Origin of the sequence: Staphylococcus sp. MB377 (assembly GCF_001922505.1) — a bacterium.
GTDB classification, from domain to species: domain Bacteria; phylum Bacillota; class Bacilli; order Staphylococcales; family Staphylococcaceae; genus Staphylococcus; species Staphylococcus haemolyticus.
Window position 1 is genome coordinate 44834 of sequence record NZ_MAON01000022.1, and the last position, 18424, is coordinate 63257.

Annotated in this window: 16 protein-coding genes; 14 read left to right on the plus strand and 2 right to left on the minus strand. The window is 34.7% G+C overall.

Annotation, left to right across the window (positions count from 1 at the left end; genetic code table 11):
* Positions 1-335 precede the first annotated feature (335 nt).
* The 12 genes from BB045_RS05415 to BB045_RS05470 all read left to right on the plus strand — a co-directional run bounded on the left by BB045_RS05415 (position 336) and on the right by BB045_RS05470 (position 13500).
* A complete protein-coding gene (locus BB045_RS05415; RefSeq protein WP_070441639.1) occupies positions 336-1616 on the plus strand; it encodes a pyruvate MFS transporter in 1281 nt (426 codons plus the stop codon).
* 241 nt (positions 1617-1857) lie between these two features.
* Positions 1858-2142 (plus strand): putative quinol monooxygenase, encoded by a 285-nt coding sequence (locus BB045_RS05420; RefSeq protein WP_075140578.1) that lies wholly within the window; start codon positions 1858-1860, stop codon positions 2140-2142.
* A 168-nt stretch (positions 2143-2310) separates the two neighbouring features.
* Positions 2311-4248, plus strand: coding sequence for an FUSC family protein (locus BB045_RS05425; RefSeq protein WP_070441642.1), 1938 nt, complete (start codon positions 2311-2313; stop codon positions 4246-4248).
* A 71-nt stretch (positions 4249-4319) separates the two neighbouring features.
* On the plus strand, positions 4320-4739 hold the full coding sequence (locus BB045_RS05430) for a DUF2188 domain-containing protein (RefSeq protein WP_053025346.1): 420 nt from the start codon (positions 4320-4322) through the stop codon (positions 4737-4739).
* Positions 4740-4903: 164 nt separating this feature from the next.
* Complete coding sequence (locus BB045_RS05435) at positions 4904-5602, plus strand: GTP pyrophosphokinase (RefSeq protein ID WP_037538902.1); 699 nt, start codon at positions 4904-4906, stop codon at positions 5600-5602.
* A 141-nt stretch (positions 5603-5743) separates the two neighbouring features.
* Positions 5744-6619 (plus strand): alpha/beta fold hydrolase, encoded by an 876-nt coding sequence (locus tag BB045_RS05440; protein ID WP_070441648.1) that lies wholly within the window; start codon positions 5744-5746, stop codon positions 6617-6619.
* 92 nt (positions 6620-6711) lie between these two features.
* A complete protein-coding gene (locus tag BB045_RS05445; RefSeq protein ID WP_070441651.1) occupies positions 6712-7434 on the plus strand; it encodes a MerR family transcriptional regulator in 723 nt (240 codons plus the stop codon).
* Positions 7435-7571: 137 nt separating this feature from the next.
* On the plus strand, positions 7572-8252 hold the full coding sequence (locus BB045_RS05450; RefSeq protein WP_070441654.1) for a GntR family transcriptional regulator: 681 nt from the start codon (positions 7572-7574) through the stop codon (positions 8250-8252).
* A gap of 21 nt (positions 8253-8273) precedes the next feature.
* Positions 8274-9812, plus strand: a complete 1539-nt coding sequence (gntK, locus tag BB045_RS05455; RefSeq protein WP_070441657.1) for a gluconokinase — start codon at positions 8274-8276, stop codon at positions 9810-9812.
* A gap of 40 nt (positions 9813-9852) precedes the next feature.
* Positions 9853-11211, plus strand: coding sequence for a gluconate:H+ symporter (locus BB045_RS05460; RefSeq protein WP_070581906.1), 1359 nt, complete (start codon positions 9853-9855; stop codon positions 11209-11211).
* A gap of 253 nt (positions 11212-11464) precedes the next feature.
* A complete protein-coding gene (gene galU, locus BB045_RS05465; protein WP_070581908.1) occupies positions 11465-12331 on the plus strand; it encodes a UTP--glucose-1-phosphate uridylyltransferase GalU in 867 nt (288 codons plus the stop codon).
* Between the two features lie 977 nt (positions 12332-13308).
* Complete coding sequence (locus BB045_RS05470) at positions 13309-13500, plus strand: hypothetical protein (protein WP_011274908.1); 192 nt, start codon at positions 13309-13311, stop codon at positions 13498-13500.
* Positions 13501-13651: 151 nt separating this feature from the next.
* On the opposite strand, the gene BB045_RS05475 is transcribed toward BB045_RS05470, so the two are convergent.
* Positions 13652-13918: a DUF1413 domain-containing protein gene (locus BB045_RS05475; RefSeq protein WP_037535652.1), complete on the minus strand. Its 267-nt coding sequence runs from the start codon at positions 13916-13918 to the stop codon at positions 13652-13654.
* A gap of 189 nt (positions 13919-14107) precedes the next feature.
* On the opposite strand from BB045_RS05475, the gene BB045_RS05480 reads away from it, so the two are divergent.
* Together BB045_RS05480 and BB045_RS05485 are read left to right on the plus strand one after the other, a co-directional pair.
* Positions 14108-14803 carry an SDR family oxidoreductase gene (locus BB045_RS05480; RefSeq protein WP_070581910.1) on the plus strand — a complete coding sequence of 232 codons (696 nt, stop codon included), beginning with the start codon at positions 14108-14110 and terminating at the stop codon, positions 14801-14803.
* A 117-nt stretch (positions 14804-14920) separates the two neighbouring features.
* Positions 14921-16153, plus strand: a complete 1233-nt coding sequence (locus tag BB045_RS05485) for an acetylornithine deacetylase (protein WP_070581912.1) — start codon at positions 14921-14923, stop codon at positions 16151-16153.
* A 56-nt stretch (positions 16154-16209) separates the two neighbouring features.
* On the opposite strand, the gene BB045_RS05490 is transcribed toward BB045_RS05485, so the two are convergent.
* Positions 16210-18375, minus strand: coding sequence for an RNA degradosome polyphosphate kinase (locus tag BB045_RS05490; protein ID WP_070581914.1), 2166 nt, complete (start codon positions 18373-18375; stop codon positions 16210-16212).
* Positions 18376-18424 lie beyond the last annotated feature (49 nt).

Genomic DNA, 18424 nt, shown 5'->3' on the forward strand with positions numbered 1-18424 from the left:
CTATTTAATTTTAAATAATGATGAGTAGCGTTTCATTTCAAGTTCATTTTACAATTTTTTTAAATGGAGTTCAAATTTTAATGAATATTGAGATTACAAAGCGTAAATACGAATTTAGTGAATAAAGTAACCAACGATCTACAATTTAATAAAAGAACTTTTAAATAAGATGTTGAAAACGATTTCAAAAACTGGTAATATTATTAAAAATAAATGCTGAAACCTTATGATGGTAAGGGTTTTAAGGGAGTTATTTTTACAAATAGGGAGTCTCGTGATTATATTAGACAACATATTTAGAATCAACAAATTAAAGGAAGTAGGAAAAAGAGGATATGGTACAAAGACAAAAGAAAAGTAGTGTTCGTTGGTTTTTCGCATTAGCATTTTTTATCATAGGTGTTATTGCTTACATGGATAGATCTAACATCTCATATATTGCCCCACAAATGATGGAAGATTTACATATGACAAAGCAACAATTTGGTCTATTAGCTTCATTCTTCTCATTAGGTTACGCGTTAATGCAAGTACCTTCTGGTATGTTAGCTGAGAAATTTGGACCTCGTAAGATGATTACAATCGCTTTAGTATGGTGGAGTGCTTTCACTATCTTTACAGGTATGATTAAACATCACGGTTTATTATATTTAGTGCGTTTCTTATTCGGTGTTGGTGAAGCGCCAATGTATCCATCAAACGCTGTGTTTAATGCAAACTGGTTCTCTAAAGATGAGAAAGGTAGAGCATCTAGTATGTTACTCGCTGGTTCTTATTTTGGACCTGTATTAGCGCCTGTGATTACTATTGCTATTGTAAATGCATTTAATTGGCAAGCTGTATTTTACATCTTCGGTGCTGTAGGTATTTTAATTGCAATACTATGGGGAATCATTGCGAAAGACTTACCAGAGCAACACCGTATGGTTAATGACGCTGAGAAACATTTCATTATGGAGAATCGTGACCTTGTTCAAACAAGTAAATCACTACCACCTTGGAATCAATTCTTCCGTCGTGTAAGTTTCTATGCGATTGCAGGTCAATACTTTGTAGTACAATTCGTTATTTCATTATTCTTAATTTGGTTACCAACTTATTTAACTGAACAATATCATGTTGAATTTAAAGACATGACTATTAGTTCATTACCTTGGTTTATCATGTTTATTTTAATTTTGTCTGCTGGTGCGATTTCAGATAAAATTTTACGCAGCGGACAATCAAGATTCGTTTCAAGAGGTTTAATTGCCATTGTTGGTTTCATCGTATTTGCAATTTCAATTTTCTTTGCAGTACATACTGAGAATTTATACGTAACGATTTTCTGGTTATCACTTGGTTTAGGTGGTATGGGTATATCAATGGGTATGAGCTGGGCAGCAGCTAATGACATTGGTAGAAACTTTGCCGGTACAGTATCTGGTTGGATGAATTTATGGGGTAACATTGGTGCATTATTAAGTCCATTCTTAGCTGGTGCGTTGGTTGCATCACTTGGTTGGACAATGACTTTCCAATTATTAATTATTCCAGCAGTCATCGCAGCAATTTTATGGTTGTTTGTATCACCAGACAAACCATTGATTAAAGATGAAAGTCGTGAATTAAAATAATTTCATATAAGCTAGGAAATCATTCCTAGAATCTAGCCAGTAAGTGGATTTTAATTAATTCATTTACTGGCTTATTTAATTACATTACTTGCTAAGTGCTTTGGAACATAGATTCACTAAATGTCTATTTTGAGAAAATATAATAAAATGTGTTTAAAGCTTAAAGTCACATTATTGTTTTATGTATGAGTGAAAATGGTAAAATAGTATTAAATTAATCACAAAATTGAGGGTGAAATGTATGATTATTATTAATGCCAAACTTAAAGTAAGTGAAGAACATCGTGAAGCCTATTTAGATTTAATGACGAACTTAGTTAAACATGCACGTGAAGAGGAAGGAAATACATTTTATAGCCACTATGAAGATGGAACTGAACGAAATACATTCGTAGTCGTAGAGAACTATAAAGATCAAGATGCGGTTGAAGCACACAACCACTCAGACCATTTTAAAGTGTTCAGCGAAAATATCGGCAAATATATTACAGAAAAACCAGTCATCGATGTTGCGGAAGCCAAATAATTAAAGAAATTTTCATAATAATATACATTACTAAGGTAGGATTTGAAATCTATGTCACAGATATAATTTCAATCCTACCTTTTTTGTAAATTAGACAATGGTCATCATATAACTTAATAAAAAGTGTTACCATTAAATATGTATGTTTTATAGAAAGGAAAGATAACATTGGGAAATGTTTTAAACTCACTTATCACATTTGACACAAGTAAAGTTGATCTGATGAAGGGTGTCAGACAAGGCTTGTTATTAATTATCCCAGCACTATTAGGTTATTTCCTAGGCAATTTTGCATTAGGATTGCTTGTATCGACTGGGACGTTGGCGCATATCTATGTGTTCAAAAGTTCACCCCGCTCAATGATTAGAACTGTTATCGTATGCTCATTGTCATTTGCAGTATGTATGATACTGGGCACACTTACAGTTACTGAGCCGATATTATATGGCGTAACCTTATTATTAGTTACAGTCATCCCATATTACATCTTCAGTGCATTGAAGATTGCAGGACCATCTTCAACATTCTTTCTTGTAACGTTTTGTTTACCAAGTAACTTGCCAATAGCACCAAATGAAGCGTTATACCGTGGTTTAGCAATTCTTGTTGGTGGTGCGATTGCTACATTAGTAGTCATCTTGACAATACTTTTCCAAAAACAAAAAATCGAAAATAGAGCGATTAATTCGGACTTTAACATGATTAAAGAATTAATGCACAATTATAATGATGTCGATAAATTTAAAGAAAGTACAAAAACAGCGGTAACACAGTTTAAAAATTCAGATGAATTGTTAATCACTGCTACGGCTGGAGTGAACCAGAAATTGAGTCCGCGCTTTCAAAGACTGTTATTACTCCACACATCGGCACAGGGGTTATATTCAGAATTATTGGAACTACATGAAAAAGGTATACGCCCTATACCAAATGAATTAGTTGAAATGATGGATGTTGCGATACGAAATGCATATCGAACAACAGCCTCTCGTGAAAAGTGGGCAAAAGAAGTTCATGTAGATGAAGCATTTGATGATTTATTACAATATATCTTGAAAATTGATGAAATTACGAACTTAGATTCAAGTCAAATTGAACATGAAGCAAGTGTTCGTAAACCGTTATATAGTCAACGTATCATTCATAATTTAACATTAGATTCGATTGTATTTCGAAATACATTAATTTACGCCGTCATTATGGCAGTAGCAATCTTTATTTCATTAGCCTTTAATATCCAAAAATCTTACTGGATACCATTAACAGCACATACAGTCTTATTAGGCATGACAACTCGACGTATGTTAGACCGTTCTGTTGCTCGTGGACTAGGTACTATCTTAGGAACACTTGTCTTATCAGCTATATTGTATTTCAATCCACACTTAATCATTGCCGTTATCATAATGGGTATTGCAGCGATGGTCACTGAAACATTTGTAGGTTCAAACTATGCGTTCGCAGTTATATTTATCACGATCCAAGTTATATTATTAAATGGTTTAGCATCAGATAACCTTTCAATTTCAATTGCCTATACACGTATCTTTGATGTATTAATCGGTATAGCAATTGCAGTTGTCGGAATTCTTCTTATTAACCGTCAAACAGCGTCTGTCATGTTACCACGAACGATTGCAGAAGTGGTTCGTAAGGAAGCGGTAATCTTCCAATATTTATTCTCAGAGAATCACTACCAAGATGATTTACGTGAAAGAGATGAAAGTTTAGCACTTTCAGTGAAAATGAGTAACATGATTCAAATCAACAATTCAGCAAGTGATGAATTGTTCTCTAATCAAGAAGTAATTCGTTATTATTATCCAAGTATATTTGCCTTGGAAGAGATTAACTTTATGTTAATGCGTGCGATGCAAGATCATCAACGTCAACGTATTTCAGATCAGCAAATGGGAGAATACCTAGTTACTTTTGAAAATTTAGCGAAACATTTCGAACTTCAAAGCCGACTTGAAATTAATGAACTCTCCGATTTACCTCAATATAATTACATTAAATCGGCATTAATGAGACTACAAAATAATTGTGTGCATACACGTAAAGATATAGATGATGTTGAAAATGGTGTGGCGATTAAAGCATAGTCCAATAAGCAAGTTTCACTCTAAACGATAGTGGTAAAGCAAACTATCAAGTTAAAAAGGAGTTTGATAGGATGCCTTGGACGATGGATGATTATCCGAACACGTGGAAGAACTTCGATGAATTAGAACGTAAGAAAGCAATTGATATTGGTAATGCTATGTTAAAAGATGGTTATAAAGAAGGGGATGTTATACCGATTGCTACACAGCAAGCTAAAGATTGGTATAAAGATGCGACGAAAGATGAGCTAGATGAATTAAAACATAAACACATTACCCAACACAAAAAAGATCAATCTGCAAATCCAAAACTAAATGACGAAAATGTACATGTCTATTTCGAAGATGATGAATGGAAAGTGAAAACAGAAGGTGCGAAACAAGCGTCTGATACGTTTGAGATGAAAGCAGAGGCCACTAAACGCGCACAAGACATCGCTGATAATCGTGGTACAAAAGTCATCGAACATAATAAGAATGAATCATCATAATTAATAGTTGCAAACCTTTATGTCTAGACGCATTGTTCAATATAAAGGTTTGCATTTTTAATTATAAATTTAATTGTTAAAAATAATGTGAAATCAAAGAGTATTATTTTTAGTTCATTTTGCAATTCGCTATAATATACAGTGATGATTAAGGAGGAAATACTATGTATGTAGAAAGAAAACCATCATTGTATATAGAAGAATTACGAAGTGAATTTAAAGATAACTTACATCATTTTAAAGATGGAGACGAAGCCTTTGATAGACTTATTGGCTTCGTAGAACTGGACCACTTATACTCCTCAGCCTTAAAAGAAATCAGTACAAAATTAGATATTCTAGATGACAACTTCAATCACGTTTATAAACACAACCCTATTCACCATATGGAACGCCGTGTGAAAGAAATGAACAGCTTAATTAAAAAGTTGCACCGCAAACAACTAGATATTAGTGCAGAAAGTGCTCGTGAACATATATTAGATATTGCAGGTATTCGCGTTGTTTGTAACTATTTAGAGGATATTTATGTCATTGAAAAGATGCTATTAAAACAAGAGGATGTCAAACTTCTAAAACGTAAAGACTATATTAAAAATCCAAAAGACAACGGCTATCGAAGCTTACATATTGTTGTGTCTATCCCAGTATTCTTATCAAATAAAGTTGAAAAGCTTCCAGTGGAGATTCAAATTAGAACCATTGGTATGGATATGTGGGCAAGTCTAGAGCATAAAATTCGCTATAAAAATAATGCGAGTACGGATGATTATAGTGATATGTTAAAAGACTGTGCACTTGAAATTGCAGATGTAGAATCTAAAATGCAATCGATTCATTCTGCTATTTCAGATAATAACTAAAACGATTAGTTTATAGTATAACTTGATGAATTGTACGTAACTTGCAACAATTCTATAAGTTATACTTTTTAATTTGCCTCTGTTTTGATAATTTTGTGATAAAATAATAATTTAGTAATATAGCAATTTTTGAGGTTGATTATGAACAGAAAATATTTCAAAACACAAATTTATCAATTGAAAAATTATCATAACGAACAAGTCGAAGTGGCATTTGCCGGGAATCAAACTTCAAATAGGGCAATTGTCTTCTTACATGGGGCAATCATGACCTACCGCATTATGACGATGTTTGAACCGTACTTTAGAGAATATAAGATGATCTATATTAACTGTCCAAGCCGTGGCAAAAGCTCAAGTATCGATCGCAATAATCACACATTAGATGATTACTCTGAACGAATTGAAGACGTTTTGGAACAAATTGTTTCGTCACAACAACTTGAAAAGGTCATGGTCATTGGTTACTCGATGGGTGGTATGATTGGCACACGTTTGTTGAAATTTAATACATTGCCTATATCGCACCTTGTTTATTTAAGCAGCGCAGCTAAAATTACACCAAACACAAGTATGCTAGCACGTTTGTTCTCTACAGATAGTAAACGTGATCACTTTAAAGATGAAATTACTGCAATTAAAAATTTGCCACAATATATTTTAAAAAAGACGGTCTACGCACGAAAAGAAAACGGACTAGATATCTTATCATTCGTCGCCCCAATTAAAACAATCATTACAGACTTAATTTATACAATTAAAGCTGATTATCTTCCAGATATTGAAGAAATTGAACAATTTCCTAAGTTATTATTTATCTCTGGCAAAGATGATGAAATCATTCCGTATACTGATTCACAAGCGACAATGGAGCAGTATAAACGCTATGGAGGAGAAACGAAAGAAATCGTCTATCCAGGTATCGGCCATATGGACTTTCCTTCTGTCCTTGAACAATTACCAAATGGTACGGTAGGCATTGTCGATCATATTAAAGATTGGATAGAAGACAAATAAGACATCCTTCAGACTTACTTTAAGCTATGTGTAAAAATCTCTTGCTCGTGACGTAGCGTCATGAGGTAGATTCAATGTAGGAGGTGGACACTATGTCACATTATACAGTTGGAGAGCTAGCCAATCATTTAGGAGTTACAGTTCGAACACTACAATATTATGATCGTAAAGGCTTATTGACAGCTGAACGTGCATCAGAATCAAATCGTAGACATTACAATGATGATCATATACAACAACTACAGTTGATAGTTTTGTTAAAGCAATTTGGTTGTACATTGGATGAAATTAAAACGCTACTTTACGAGGATAGCGATATGCAGACGCTTAAAGCAATGTTGCAACTGAATAAGAAAGAATTAGAGACAAGTATATATAATCAAACAAAAGCACTAAAACATTTGAACAACGTTGACCAATATATTTCAAGTCAATCAAGCGCTCCAATAAATCATTTATCTGACATAGATAAAGCAATGAAACAATCTACTACATTGAAATCGTTTAAAAGTAAAGTATGGATTAGCGCAGGTGTCATTGGCATTATTCAATACACAGTGTTAATCGCAAGTTTATTGAGAAGTTCGAGTAAACCTTTTATTGCGATAGTGCCTATCTTAGTAACCTATGCCGTTGGATTAACAACATATTATTATAAAAATATTTCATATCTGTGTCCCAATTGCCAATATACGTTTAAGCCATCATTGAAACAGTTTATTTTGGCACGACATACTATGCAGACACGTAAATTAGAATGCCCTAAGTGTCACGAAACACATTACTGCATCGAAGTTTCTGAAGAGAAGAAATAGAATTTTAATCATGGTTTTCCCGGTCCATCTGTGGCCGGGTTTTTTAAATTTATAAAAAGAAAGCGTTTGCAAAAACGAAACGTATATATTAATATACTTGTATACAAGTTGTAATTGAGTCAATAGGAGTGAAAGATGTGAAAGAAGGTTATCCAGAACAATGGCTTGGTGGCATGTCTAAAGGAGAAGGTGTCGCAGCAGAAATACGATTGCAAATTGTGAGTGGGGAAATCGAAGTAGATACGCTACTTACTGAGAATCAAGTCGCAAAACAATTTGATGTTAGTCGTTCCCCTGTTAGAGATGCATTCAAATTATTACAGACGGATCAACTTATTCAATTAGAACGCATGGGAGCTAAAGTTTTACTGTTTGGTGATCAAGAGAAGAAAGAACTCTATGATTTACGTTTAATGTTAGAGTCATTTGCCTTCTCTAAGATCAAACACACTGATAGAGCACCTATAACTAAAGAGATGCGTAAGCACCTTGAAATGATGAAAGTAGCAGTTAAATTCGAAGATGCTGAAGCATTTACACAACATGACATTCAATTTCATGAAGCCATGATTATCGCATCCAACCATCAATATTTACAAGCATTTTGGAATCATTTGAAACCCGTAATCGAAACACTCGTATTACTATCTATGAGACATCGCATGGAGCAAGATAAAGAAGATTTTGAACGCATTCATAGTAACCATGAGGTGTTTATTGAAGCGGTAGAACACTATGACTCTACAAAATTAAGAGAAGCCTTTCACTTAAATTTTGATGATGTTGGCGAAGACATTGAAAGTTTCTGGCTAAGATAAATAGAAGAAAGAAGGAATAATATGAAATACATGATTGGTGTTGACATAGGGACAACAAGTACGAAATCAGTATTATATGATGAAAATGGACAATTCATAATGAAACACAACATTGGTTACCCCTTACATACCCCAAATGTAGATGTTTCTGAAGAGAACCCTGACGAATTGTTTGATGCAGTACTAATGACTGTGAAATATGTTGTTAGAGAAGCAAATATAAAAAAAGAAGACATCAAACTAATTTCATTTAGTGCACAAATGCATAGTCTGATTGCACTCGATGCACAACATCATCGTTTGACTGAAAGTATTACATGGGCAGACAATCGCGCGAGTAAATACGCAAAACTAATTAATAAGGAATATTATGGCTCAGACATATATCAACGTACAGGAACTCCAATTCATCCGATGTCACCATTATCTAAGATATTCTGGATGAAGCATGAACAATCAGATATTTATAAACAAACTGCCATGTTCGCAGATATAAAAACTTACATATTCTACCAACTATTTGAAAAATATGTCATCGATTACTCAATGGCGTCAGCTACTGGCATGTTCAATCTTGAAAAACTTGACTGGGATAAAGAGGCACTTGAATTGTTGGGTATCACTGAAGCACAATTACCACAATTGGTACCTACGACACATATTCTTAAAGGTATGAAGAAACGCTATGCAACTTTAATGGGCATTGATGAGAATACACCTATTATTGTAGGTGCAAGTGATGGTGTTCTTTCTAACTTAGGAGTGAATAGTTATAAAAAAGGCGAAGTCGCTGTCACAATCGGTACATCTGGCGCGATTCGAACAGTCATTAATAAACCTCGCACCGATTATAAAGGACGTATCTTCTGTTACGTACTAGACGAAGAACATTATGTCATTGGCGGACCAGTAAACAACGGTGGAGTTGTTCTGAGATGGCTAAGAGATGAACTCCTTGCAAGTGAAGTTGAAACTGCCAAACGTTTAGGCGTTGATCCATATGATGTACTGACTAAAATCGCAAGTCGGGTTAAGCCAGGTGCAGAAGGTCTCATCTTCCATCCGTACCTTGCAGGTGAACGTGCACCATTATGGAACGCCGATGCACGTGGTTCATTCTTCGGTCTTACACTCTCGCATCAAAAGGAACATATGATTCGTGCTGCTTTAGAAGGTGTACTCTATAATCTTTATACAGTTTATCTTGCGCTTATAGAAGTAATGAACGAAACACCAAGCACAATCAAAGCGACAGGAGGATTTGCTAAGAGTGAAGTGTGGCGTCAAATGATGGCAGATATCTTCGACACAGACCTTATCGTGCCTGAAAGCTATGAAAGTTCTTGTTTAGGCGCTTGTGTATTAGGTTTGAAATCATTAGGGGAAATTGATGACTTCTCAATTATTGAAGAAATGGTCGGGACAACGAATGCACATCAACCTGATTCAGAAACCGTTCTAGTGTATCAACAGTTAGTATCAATCTTTATTAATTTAAGTCGCTCATTAGAAGAACGTTATGCAGAAATTGCAGATTTTCAACGTAAGCACATGAAGTAAATCAATTAATTAAAAAAAGAAAACATTGGGAGGATTCACTATGCTTGGAGATATTTGGCCACTTATCAGTGTTGTTATCGGGATTTTATTACTACTATCATTAATTATATTCTTGAAATTGAATACATTTATTTCATTAATCGTCACTTCTGTCGTGACTGCTATACTACTAGGTATGCCATTAAATAAAATAATGGAAACTATAGAAGCGGGAATGGGAAGTACGCTTGGCCACATTGCATTAATCTTTGGATTAGGGGCAATGCTTGGTAAATTACTTGCAGATGGTGGCGGTGCCAATCGAATTGCTGACACATTGATTGTTAAATTTGGACCTAAACACGTGCAATGGGCAATGTTGATTGCAGCATTTATCGTAGGTATCGCATTATTCTTCGAAGTAGGTTTAGTCTTATTAATTCCGTTAGTGTTTACGATTGCTAAACGTGCAAGAGTATCACCTTTAAAACTTGGTTTACCAATGGTGACAGCTTTATCAGTAACACATGGTTTCTTACCGCCACACCCTGGACCGGTCGTTATCGCTAAAGAACTAAAAGCGAATGTGGGAGAAGTATTGCTATTTGGAATCATCATTGCAATTCCAGTAACGATTATTGCTGGACCTGTATTTAATAAAATTGCACAAAAAATTATACCTTCAGCATACACTCGTGAAGGTGATATCTCAGCATTGGGTTCTCAAAAAGAATTTAAAGAATCTGAAATGCCAGGTTTTGGATTAAGTTTATTTACAGCAATATTGCCAGTGATCTTAATGTTAATTTCGACTATTGTTCAATTAATCACTGGTCACGAGGAAGCTAAAAATTTATTTGAACAAATTGTTTACTTCATAGGTACGGCTGGTACTGCGATGTTAATTTCAGTTATCTTCGCTATCTTCTCAATGGGCTTGAACCGTGGCAGAAAGATGGACGACATTATGAAGTCAGTTACAAATGCCATCTATCCAATTGGTATGATGATCTTAATCATTGGCGGTGGTGGCACATTCAAGCAAGTATTAATTGGTGGTGGCGTGGGTGATACAATCGCAAAAATGTTCGAAGGTTCTACAATGTCACCTATCTTACTTGCTTGGATAGTAGCAGCAGTATTACGTATTGCATTAGGTTCAGCTACAGTAGCTGCCATCTCTACAACAGGTATCGTTTTACCATTATTACAACACTCAGATGTTAATGTCGCACTCGTTGTACTTGCAATAGGAGCAGGAAGCGTTATTCTATCTCACGTAAATGATGCAGGATTCTGGATGTTTAAAGAATACTTCGGATTAACCGTCAAAGAAACATTCCTAACTTGGTCACTACTTGAGACAATCATCTCTGTATCAGGTATCATCTTTATATTATTTATTAGCTTGTTTGTATAAGAATCTTTTATAAAAGCACTCACTGCAAAATGGTGAGTGTTTTTTAGTTCAACAAATAGGTTTTCTACTAACAATTTTCAACAGTTTGAAAATGAATATATTAATAAAAATTTGCATACTTAAATGGCACCACAAGTGTAGTGCCTGTACCTCCCATAGTTAAATTAATAAGCTATTGCTAGGAAAGAAATCAAAAGAGTGATAAACTAACAAATGATATAAAAGACAGAATGTGCAAAGGAGTTACTTGAGTTTGAAACAGATAAAAAAAGCAATCATACCTGCTGCTGGTTTAGGGACGCGATTCTTACCAGCTACTAAAGCGATGCCAAAAGAAATGCTTCCTATTCTAGACAAACCTACAATTCAATACATAGTGGAAGAGGCTTCTCGTGCAGGAATTGAAGATATTATCATCGTAACTGGTAAACATAAACGCGCAATTGAAGATCATTTTGATAATCAAAAAGAATTAGAAATGGTTCTAGAAGAAAAAGGAAAAGATGACCTACTTGAGAAAGTACAATATTCTACGGACTTAGCAAACATCTTCTACGTTCGACAAAAAGAACAAAAAGGATTAGGACATGCGATACATACAGCTCGTCAATTTATTGGAAATGAACCATTTGCAGTCTTGTTAGGTGATGACATCGTTGAATCAGAGACACCAGCTATCAAACAATTGATGAACATTTACGAAGAAACAGGTCATTCAGTCATTGGTGTTCAAGAAGTACCAGAGAGCGTTACTCATAGATATGGTATTATTGATCCATTAGAAAAAGAAGGCCGTCGTTACGAGGTAAAACAATTTGTTGAGAAACCGAAACAAGGTACAGCACCTTCAAATCTAGCCATCATGGGACGTTACATCTTAACACCTGAGATATTTGACTACCTTGAAACACAAAAAGAAGGCGCTGGAAATGAAATTCAGCTCACTGATGCGATTGAACGTATGAATAGTGATATTCCAGTTTATGCATACGACTTTGATGGTGATCGTTACGATGTTGGAGAAAAATTAGGCTTCGTTAAAACAACGATTGAATATGCACTTAAAGATCCAAAGATGAAAGATGAACTCATTAAGTTTATTAAAGAATTAGGATTTTAATATAATGATACAAAAGAAGACCCCATAGACACTTAAGTGATCAGCTTAAATGTTTATGGGGTTCATCTTTGATGTGAAAAACATCGCACCTATACTTCTTTAGAGACATTTCGACTTAATTAATACTTAGTTAAAGCATCAGAGAGTAAGTATTAATTAAAAATTTTGTAATAGCTTTTTTCCTAAAAATATAGTTCATAATACACTTGACATATGGTAAAGAATTATGGGTTCTTCTTTGGATTACGTAATCTTGGCTGTTTGATTCATGTTGCGTTGACTGACTTGTCACGAGCATTATGAACATATATTTCAAGAAGTATAAATTCCACTCATCTCAGTTTCCGCTAGGATGAGCTTTTTGGGAAATATAATATGTAATGGTTATACTTCCCAACCTCCTCTAAAACTCTATGTATTAGATGTATATCTAATACACTTAAATTGTACAATATATTATTCAGATAGAATACCTGTCGTAATATCAAATCTTTAGCTAAAAATATCAATCTTTTTACTTCATTTAAAATTTATTGAAAAAGAAAGAGACCCACCTTACTCTCCAGTTAAGATGCGTCTCTAACGAATTTTATCAGTTGAGAGCTTATTATCCCCCTCATACATCAGATCGATCTAATGTGAGTTAATTATACTATGGAATTGAATCTTTTTTAATAGTGGTTAGTATCAATATTTTGTCTAATAATATCAATTTATGTAATTTTAACAATATATAGGTGGTAAAATATTTATCTTTAGGGACTTTTGACTGTAACTATACGTAGTCAAGCATAGTAACAAATTGAGTTATAAAATTATGTAATGATGACATCTATATTCCACATACATAAATCCCTTCAATTACTTTCATTTTCAAAAAATGAACTATTTGTGAAAAGTATCACAAAAGACTTTAAAAATTTTTAAAAGGGTGTATGATAAGAATTGTAAGGAATAAGTAATGGGAAGTGATACTGATGAGAAAAGTAATTGAAGAAGTTGTTTTTTCTGATGAAGGCAGTTACGACATTTATTTGAAAACTGGTGTTAATCAAGGAATGATCGGTGATATTAAAGATGGCTACTTGACTATCGATTCAATTCCATATATTGATGCAGAACGACTATATTACTATGGACTCGAACGTAAAACACTCGTTACAAATTAATACAAATTGAATGGCCTCCTATTAACATTCAAGAACCTTATATGCCTTCGTTGGTGAGCAGTCGAAGGCATACCATAAATATACCCCTAATCATTCTGGAATAATGTGTTGAAAGCCCGTATCTCTATGGTAAGATACGGGCTTCAGTGTATTATAAATCTTTGAAATTCTTCTTAACTTCATTATATTGATATTCTTGATTATATAACTTAAACTTGTAGCCTTCTTGACTAGAGAATGGCATTCTTACACGTGGAATTTGATCCAATTGTGCGATAAATTCTCTCTCTTGGCGTGTACGTTGCTTCACACTCATATTCATCCATTCTTCTTCACTATATAAATCGATGAAATGAAACGAGAAACTTGTTCTACTCTTTTCAGCACGTAACGCTTGAATACGTTCATCAAATGTCATTGTGTATCCTCCTATCTTTCTATATGCCCAATGATTTAATTACATATATTAACTTTAATACGTTTTCATAGAGATTACAATTCATCTTAGTATTTTCATAATAATATTTCCTGGAAATTGTCTTAAAGGTTTAATGCATTTTAAATAAGGTAATGTATTTTATGAATCTAAAATAAAGGATGAAGTGAAATGACAGAATTAAACGGACGCGTAGCAATTATTACCGGTGCAAGTAGTGGTATAGGAGCAGCAACAGCAAAAGCACTTGAGAAGCAAGGTGTTAAAGTCGTACTAGCAGGACGTAGTCATGATAAATTGAATACGGTAGCGAAAGATATGAATGAAGACAATATACATATTGTGCCTACAGATGTGACAAACCAAGCAGAAGTAGATGCATTAGTAGCAAAAGCCATCGATGTATTTGGACATGTGGATATCTTCGTAAATTGTGCAGGTGTAATGGGTTCATCTAAAATCACAGACTATCAAGTTGAGTCATGGGATTCAATGGTTGATACGAATATTAAAGGACTTCTATACAGTCTCAATGCGATATTACCTAAGTTTGAAGCACAGGGGTCAGGACATGTGGTAAATTTAGCATCTATATCTGCGAATGAAGTATCTAAAGAAAGTGCATTATATAGTGCTACAAAATCTGCTGTACTGATGATTTTTAATGGTTTAGAAAAAGAATTAGCAAAAACAGGGATTAAAACAACAAGCATATTACCAGGAATGGTAGATACACCAATGACAGAACGCAGTGACTTTGGTGGTCGTAAGAAACTAGATCCTGAAAATATTGCAGATGCGATTATTTACGCATTAACACAACCTGCACATGTTAATGTGAACGAAGTGACAGTACGACCAGTGTAGTAGATTATAGAGAGGCTAGGACATTAAGTACTTAGATAATGTAAAATTATATTAAAATGGTATACTGATAATGAAGGATGATAGTGGGGATAACTAAGATTTGGAGGAGTGACAAAGATGGAGAAACGTCTTTATAACTTATTAGAATTATTAGTTAGCTATAATACGGAGAGTCCACCTGGACGTAATACAGACCCTTTGCAAGATGAGATTGAAGAATTATTAAAAGCACTTGGATCTAGTATTCAACGGGAACAACTCTATAAGGATGATAGTGTCATTGTCGCGACTTTGAAGGGGAGTGACCCTTCCGCACCTAAACTTATATTAAATGGCCATGTAGATGTGGCATCAGTAGATGATGATTCAAACTGGACGTATCCGCCGTTTGAATTAACCCAAGTGGATGACTGGCTTTATGGTCGTGGGGTAAGTGATATGAAAGGTGGTATGGCGTCATTATTTTATGTTCTTGAAAAGTTACATCAAGAAGGACGCCAACCGAAAGGCGATATTATTGTGCAATCGGTTGTAGGAGAAGAAGTAGGTGAAGCAGGTACGAAACTTGCGTGTGAAATTGGACCTAAAGCTGATCTAGCACTTGTGTTAGATACCAGTGAGAATATGGCGCTTGGTCAAGGTGGTGTGATTACCGGCTGGATTACGGTGAAAAGTAAGAATACCATTCATGACGGTGCGCGTAGTCAAACCATCCATGCTGGTGGTGGGCTATTTGGTGCGAGTGCCATTGAAAAAATGACAAAAATTATTCACGCACTAAACGAATTAGAACAGCACTGGGCTGTAATGAAACATAGTCCAGGTATGCCTCCAGGTGCAAATACCATTAACCCGGCAGTGATAGAAGGTGGACGGCATCCGGCATTTATTGCAGATGAATGTCGTTTATGGATAACGGTTCATTATTTGCCAAACGAGCGATATGAAGATGTAGTTGCAGAAATAGAAGATTACTTGAATCGTGTGGCTGAGGCTGATATTTGGCTTCGGGAGAATCCATTGAAGTTTGAATGGGGCGGTGAATCAATGATTGAAGACAAAGGTGAAATCTTCCCTAGCTTCACCATTCCTACTGAACATCCTGGATTTAAACAATTACAGTCAGCGCATCAAACTGTTCATGGAACTGATTTAAAGCATGGTATGAGTACGACTGTAACTGATGGTGGTTGGACAGCACACTTTGGTATACCAACTATTTTATATGGACCTGGTAGTTTAGAAGAGGCACATAGCGTCGATGAGAAGATAGAAGCATCAGAACTACAAACCTATAGTGATGTTCTCTACCAATTCTTAAATCATTGGTACGATCACCCTGAGAAATAAAATTGTTTACAAAAATAAAGGCAATGGTCATGAGCGACCATTGCCTATTTTATATGTTATTTCTTTAGAGAACGACGGATACGATTCATCCAATTGGCACGACGTTTAGATACAACTGGCATACCTGATGGTTGAGCTGAACGTTTCTTAAGTTCTTGTCCATATTTAATTGCTTCTTGCATTAAATAGACTTGTGAATTTAATGGTGATAAGTTATTTTCCACATAGTGATAATGACCATGTTCATCTTGGTAGCGTCCTTTTTGATTATCAGATAATTGTAAGTCCATGAAGTCGACTAGGCGTTTTCCAATTTCTTTATCTTCAACTGGGAATAAGATTTCTACACGTTTAATCATGTTACGTGTCATTACATCAGCTGATGATAAATAGATGCGTTCATCTCCATTGTTATGGAAGTAATAAATACGAGAGTGCTCTAGTAAACGACCAACGATACTTACCACTTCAATATTCTCACTTATGCCAGGAATACCTGGTTTTAAGCAACAGATACCACGAATAATGAGTTGAATCTTCACACCGGCTTGTGATGCTTCGAATAACTTTTCAATGATGGCTTTATCCGTAAGTGAGTTCATCTTCATCATAATCTTACCATTGCCATGTTGAAGGTGACTGCTAATCTCTTTATCAATGCGATCGATAAAGACATCACGAATATCAAATGGTGCTACGATTAATTTATTGTATTCTGGTTTTACTGAGTACCCACTTAAATAATTGAAGAAGTTAATGGCATCTTCTGCAATTTGTTCATTTGTAGTGATAATACCCATATCTGTATAGAGTTTCGCAGTCTTGTCATTATAGTTACCTGTTCCTAAGTGAACGAATGATGTTAATTCGCCACCGATACGTTTAACGACTAAAGCGATTTTACTGTGTGTCTTAAGATGTGTCATACCATATATAACGTGACAACCTGCATCTTCTAACATGCGTGCCCAGTGTACGTTGTTTTCTTCATCGAAACGTGCTTTCAATTCTACAAGTACGGTTACTTGTTTACCTTTTTCAGCAGCTTCTTTTAAACTCTTAATAATAGGTGAGTCTTTACTAACGCGATACAATGTCTGTTTAATCGCTATTGTATTTGGATCGTCCGCAGCTTCGCGAATAAAGTCAACAATCGGTTCGAAAGATTCGTATGGGTGATGGAAGAAGATATCACGTTTTAATGCAAGTTCATATAAATTATTATTGCCTAAAGAACGTGGAATCTGTGGTGAATATTTTTCATAAGTTAAATAGTTTAATTTATGAGATAGGTGATCGACTAAGCCGAAAATAAATGTTAAATCCAATGGTCCATTTAAGAAATAAACATCTTGCTTATCAACTTCCAATGTTTCGATAAGCCAGTCTAAATCATCTGGATTTGCAGTACGACCATCAACTTCCAGACGTACAGCTGAACCACTCTTACGTTCTTTAAGGAAACGTTCGATTTCGATAAGTAAGTCTTCAGCGCCATCCTCATGTATCGTCAAATCGGCATTTCTTGTGATTCTGAATGTGAAGGTATTTAATATTTCATAACCAGTAAATAAATAATTGATAAAATATGTGATAACATCTTCAACCATAACCACATATTGTTTAGGACCTTCATTATAAGTTAAGAATCTTGGAATGAGTGACGGGATTTGAACAATTGCTGAATTAATCGCATCTTCAGTATCAATGTCTACGAAGATGTTTAAACTTTTATTATTAAGTTTAGGGAAAGGATGATACGCATCAATGCCAAGTGGTGTTAAAGTTGGCAGAATCGTTAGTTTAAAATCTCTTTCTAATTTGTTTAATAAAGGTTCAGATAATTCATGTGGTTCACACATCACTATTTCATAATCTTGAAGTTCAGTCATTAATTCGTTATAACGTTCATATTGTGTATCAACATATTTTTTAGCTTTTTCTTGGATGGCATCAACTTGTTCTTGTGGTGTCATTTGTGCTTTGTTTTCTGGTTTGTCGTAGCCCATCTTAACTTGGTCTTTTAAACCTGCAACGCGAACCATGAAGAATTCATCTAAGTTAGAACTAAAAATAGATATAAAGTTTAATTTCTCTAGTAGCGGATTATTTTTGTCATATGCTTCTTGAAGTACGCGATAGTTGAAATCAAGCCAACTTAGTTCGCGGTTGTTGTAGTATTGCGGTAAGCTAATATCATTTTCTCCCAATTGAGTTTGCATTCCAAATACACCTCGTCATTTCCTCAAATATGCGTTATTCTTTTCAATT

Excerpts from the sequence above, each read along its gene's own strand:
- BB045_RS05430 (WP_053025346.1), top strand. The coding sequence starts at position 4,320 with ATGCCTTGGACGATGGATGATTATCCGAACACGTGGAAGAACTTCGAT.
- gntK (WP_070441657.1), top strand. The coding sequence starts at position 8,274 with ATGAAATACATGATTGGTGTTGACATAGGGACAACAAGTACGAAATCA.
- BB045_RS05485 (WP_070581912.1), top strand. The coding sequence starts at position 14,921 with ATGGAGAAACGTCTTTATAACTTATTAGAATTATTAGTTAGCTATAAT.
- BB045_RS05460 (WP_070581906.1), top strand. The coding sequence starts at position 9,853 with ATGCTTGGAGATATTTGGCCACTTATCAGTGTTGTTATCGGGATTTTA.
- BB045_RS05445 (WP_070441651.1), top strand. The coding sequence starts at position 6,712 with ATGTCACATTATACAGTTGGAGAGCTAGCCAATCATTTAGGAGTTACA.
- BB045_RS05470 (WP_011274908.1), top strand. The coding sequence starts at position 13,309 with ATGAGAAAAGTAATTGAAGAAGTTGTTTTTTCTGATGAAGGCAGTTAC.
- BB045_RS05440 (WP_070441648.1), top strand. The coding sequence starts at position 5,744 with ATGAACAGAAAATATTTCAAAACACAAATTTATCAATTGAAAAATTAT.
- BB045_RS05480 (WP_070581910.1), top strand. The coding sequence starts at position 14,108 with ATGACAGAATTAAACGGACGCGTAGCAATTATTACCGGTGCAAGTAGT.
- BB045_RS05435 (WP_037538902.1), top strand. The coding sequence starts at position 4,904 with ATGTATGTAGAAAGAAAACCATCATTGTATATAGAAGAATTACGAAGT.
- BB045_RS05420 (WP_075140578.1), top strand. The coding sequence starts at position 1,858 with ATGATTATTATTAATGCCAAACTTAAAGTAAGTGAAGAACATCGTGAA.
- BB045_RS05415 (WP_070441639.1), top strand. The coding sequence starts at position 336 with ATGGTACAAAGACAAAAGAAAAGTAGTGTTCGTTGGTTTTTCGCATTA.
- BB045_RS05475 (WP_037535652.1), bottom strand. The coding sequence starts at position 13,918 with ATGACATTTGATGAACGTATTCAAGCGTTACGTGCTGAAAAGAGTAGA.
- BB045_RS05490 (WP_070581914.1), bottom strand. The coding sequence starts at position 18,375 with ATGCAAACTCAATTGGGAGAAAATGATATTAGCTTACCGCAATACTAC.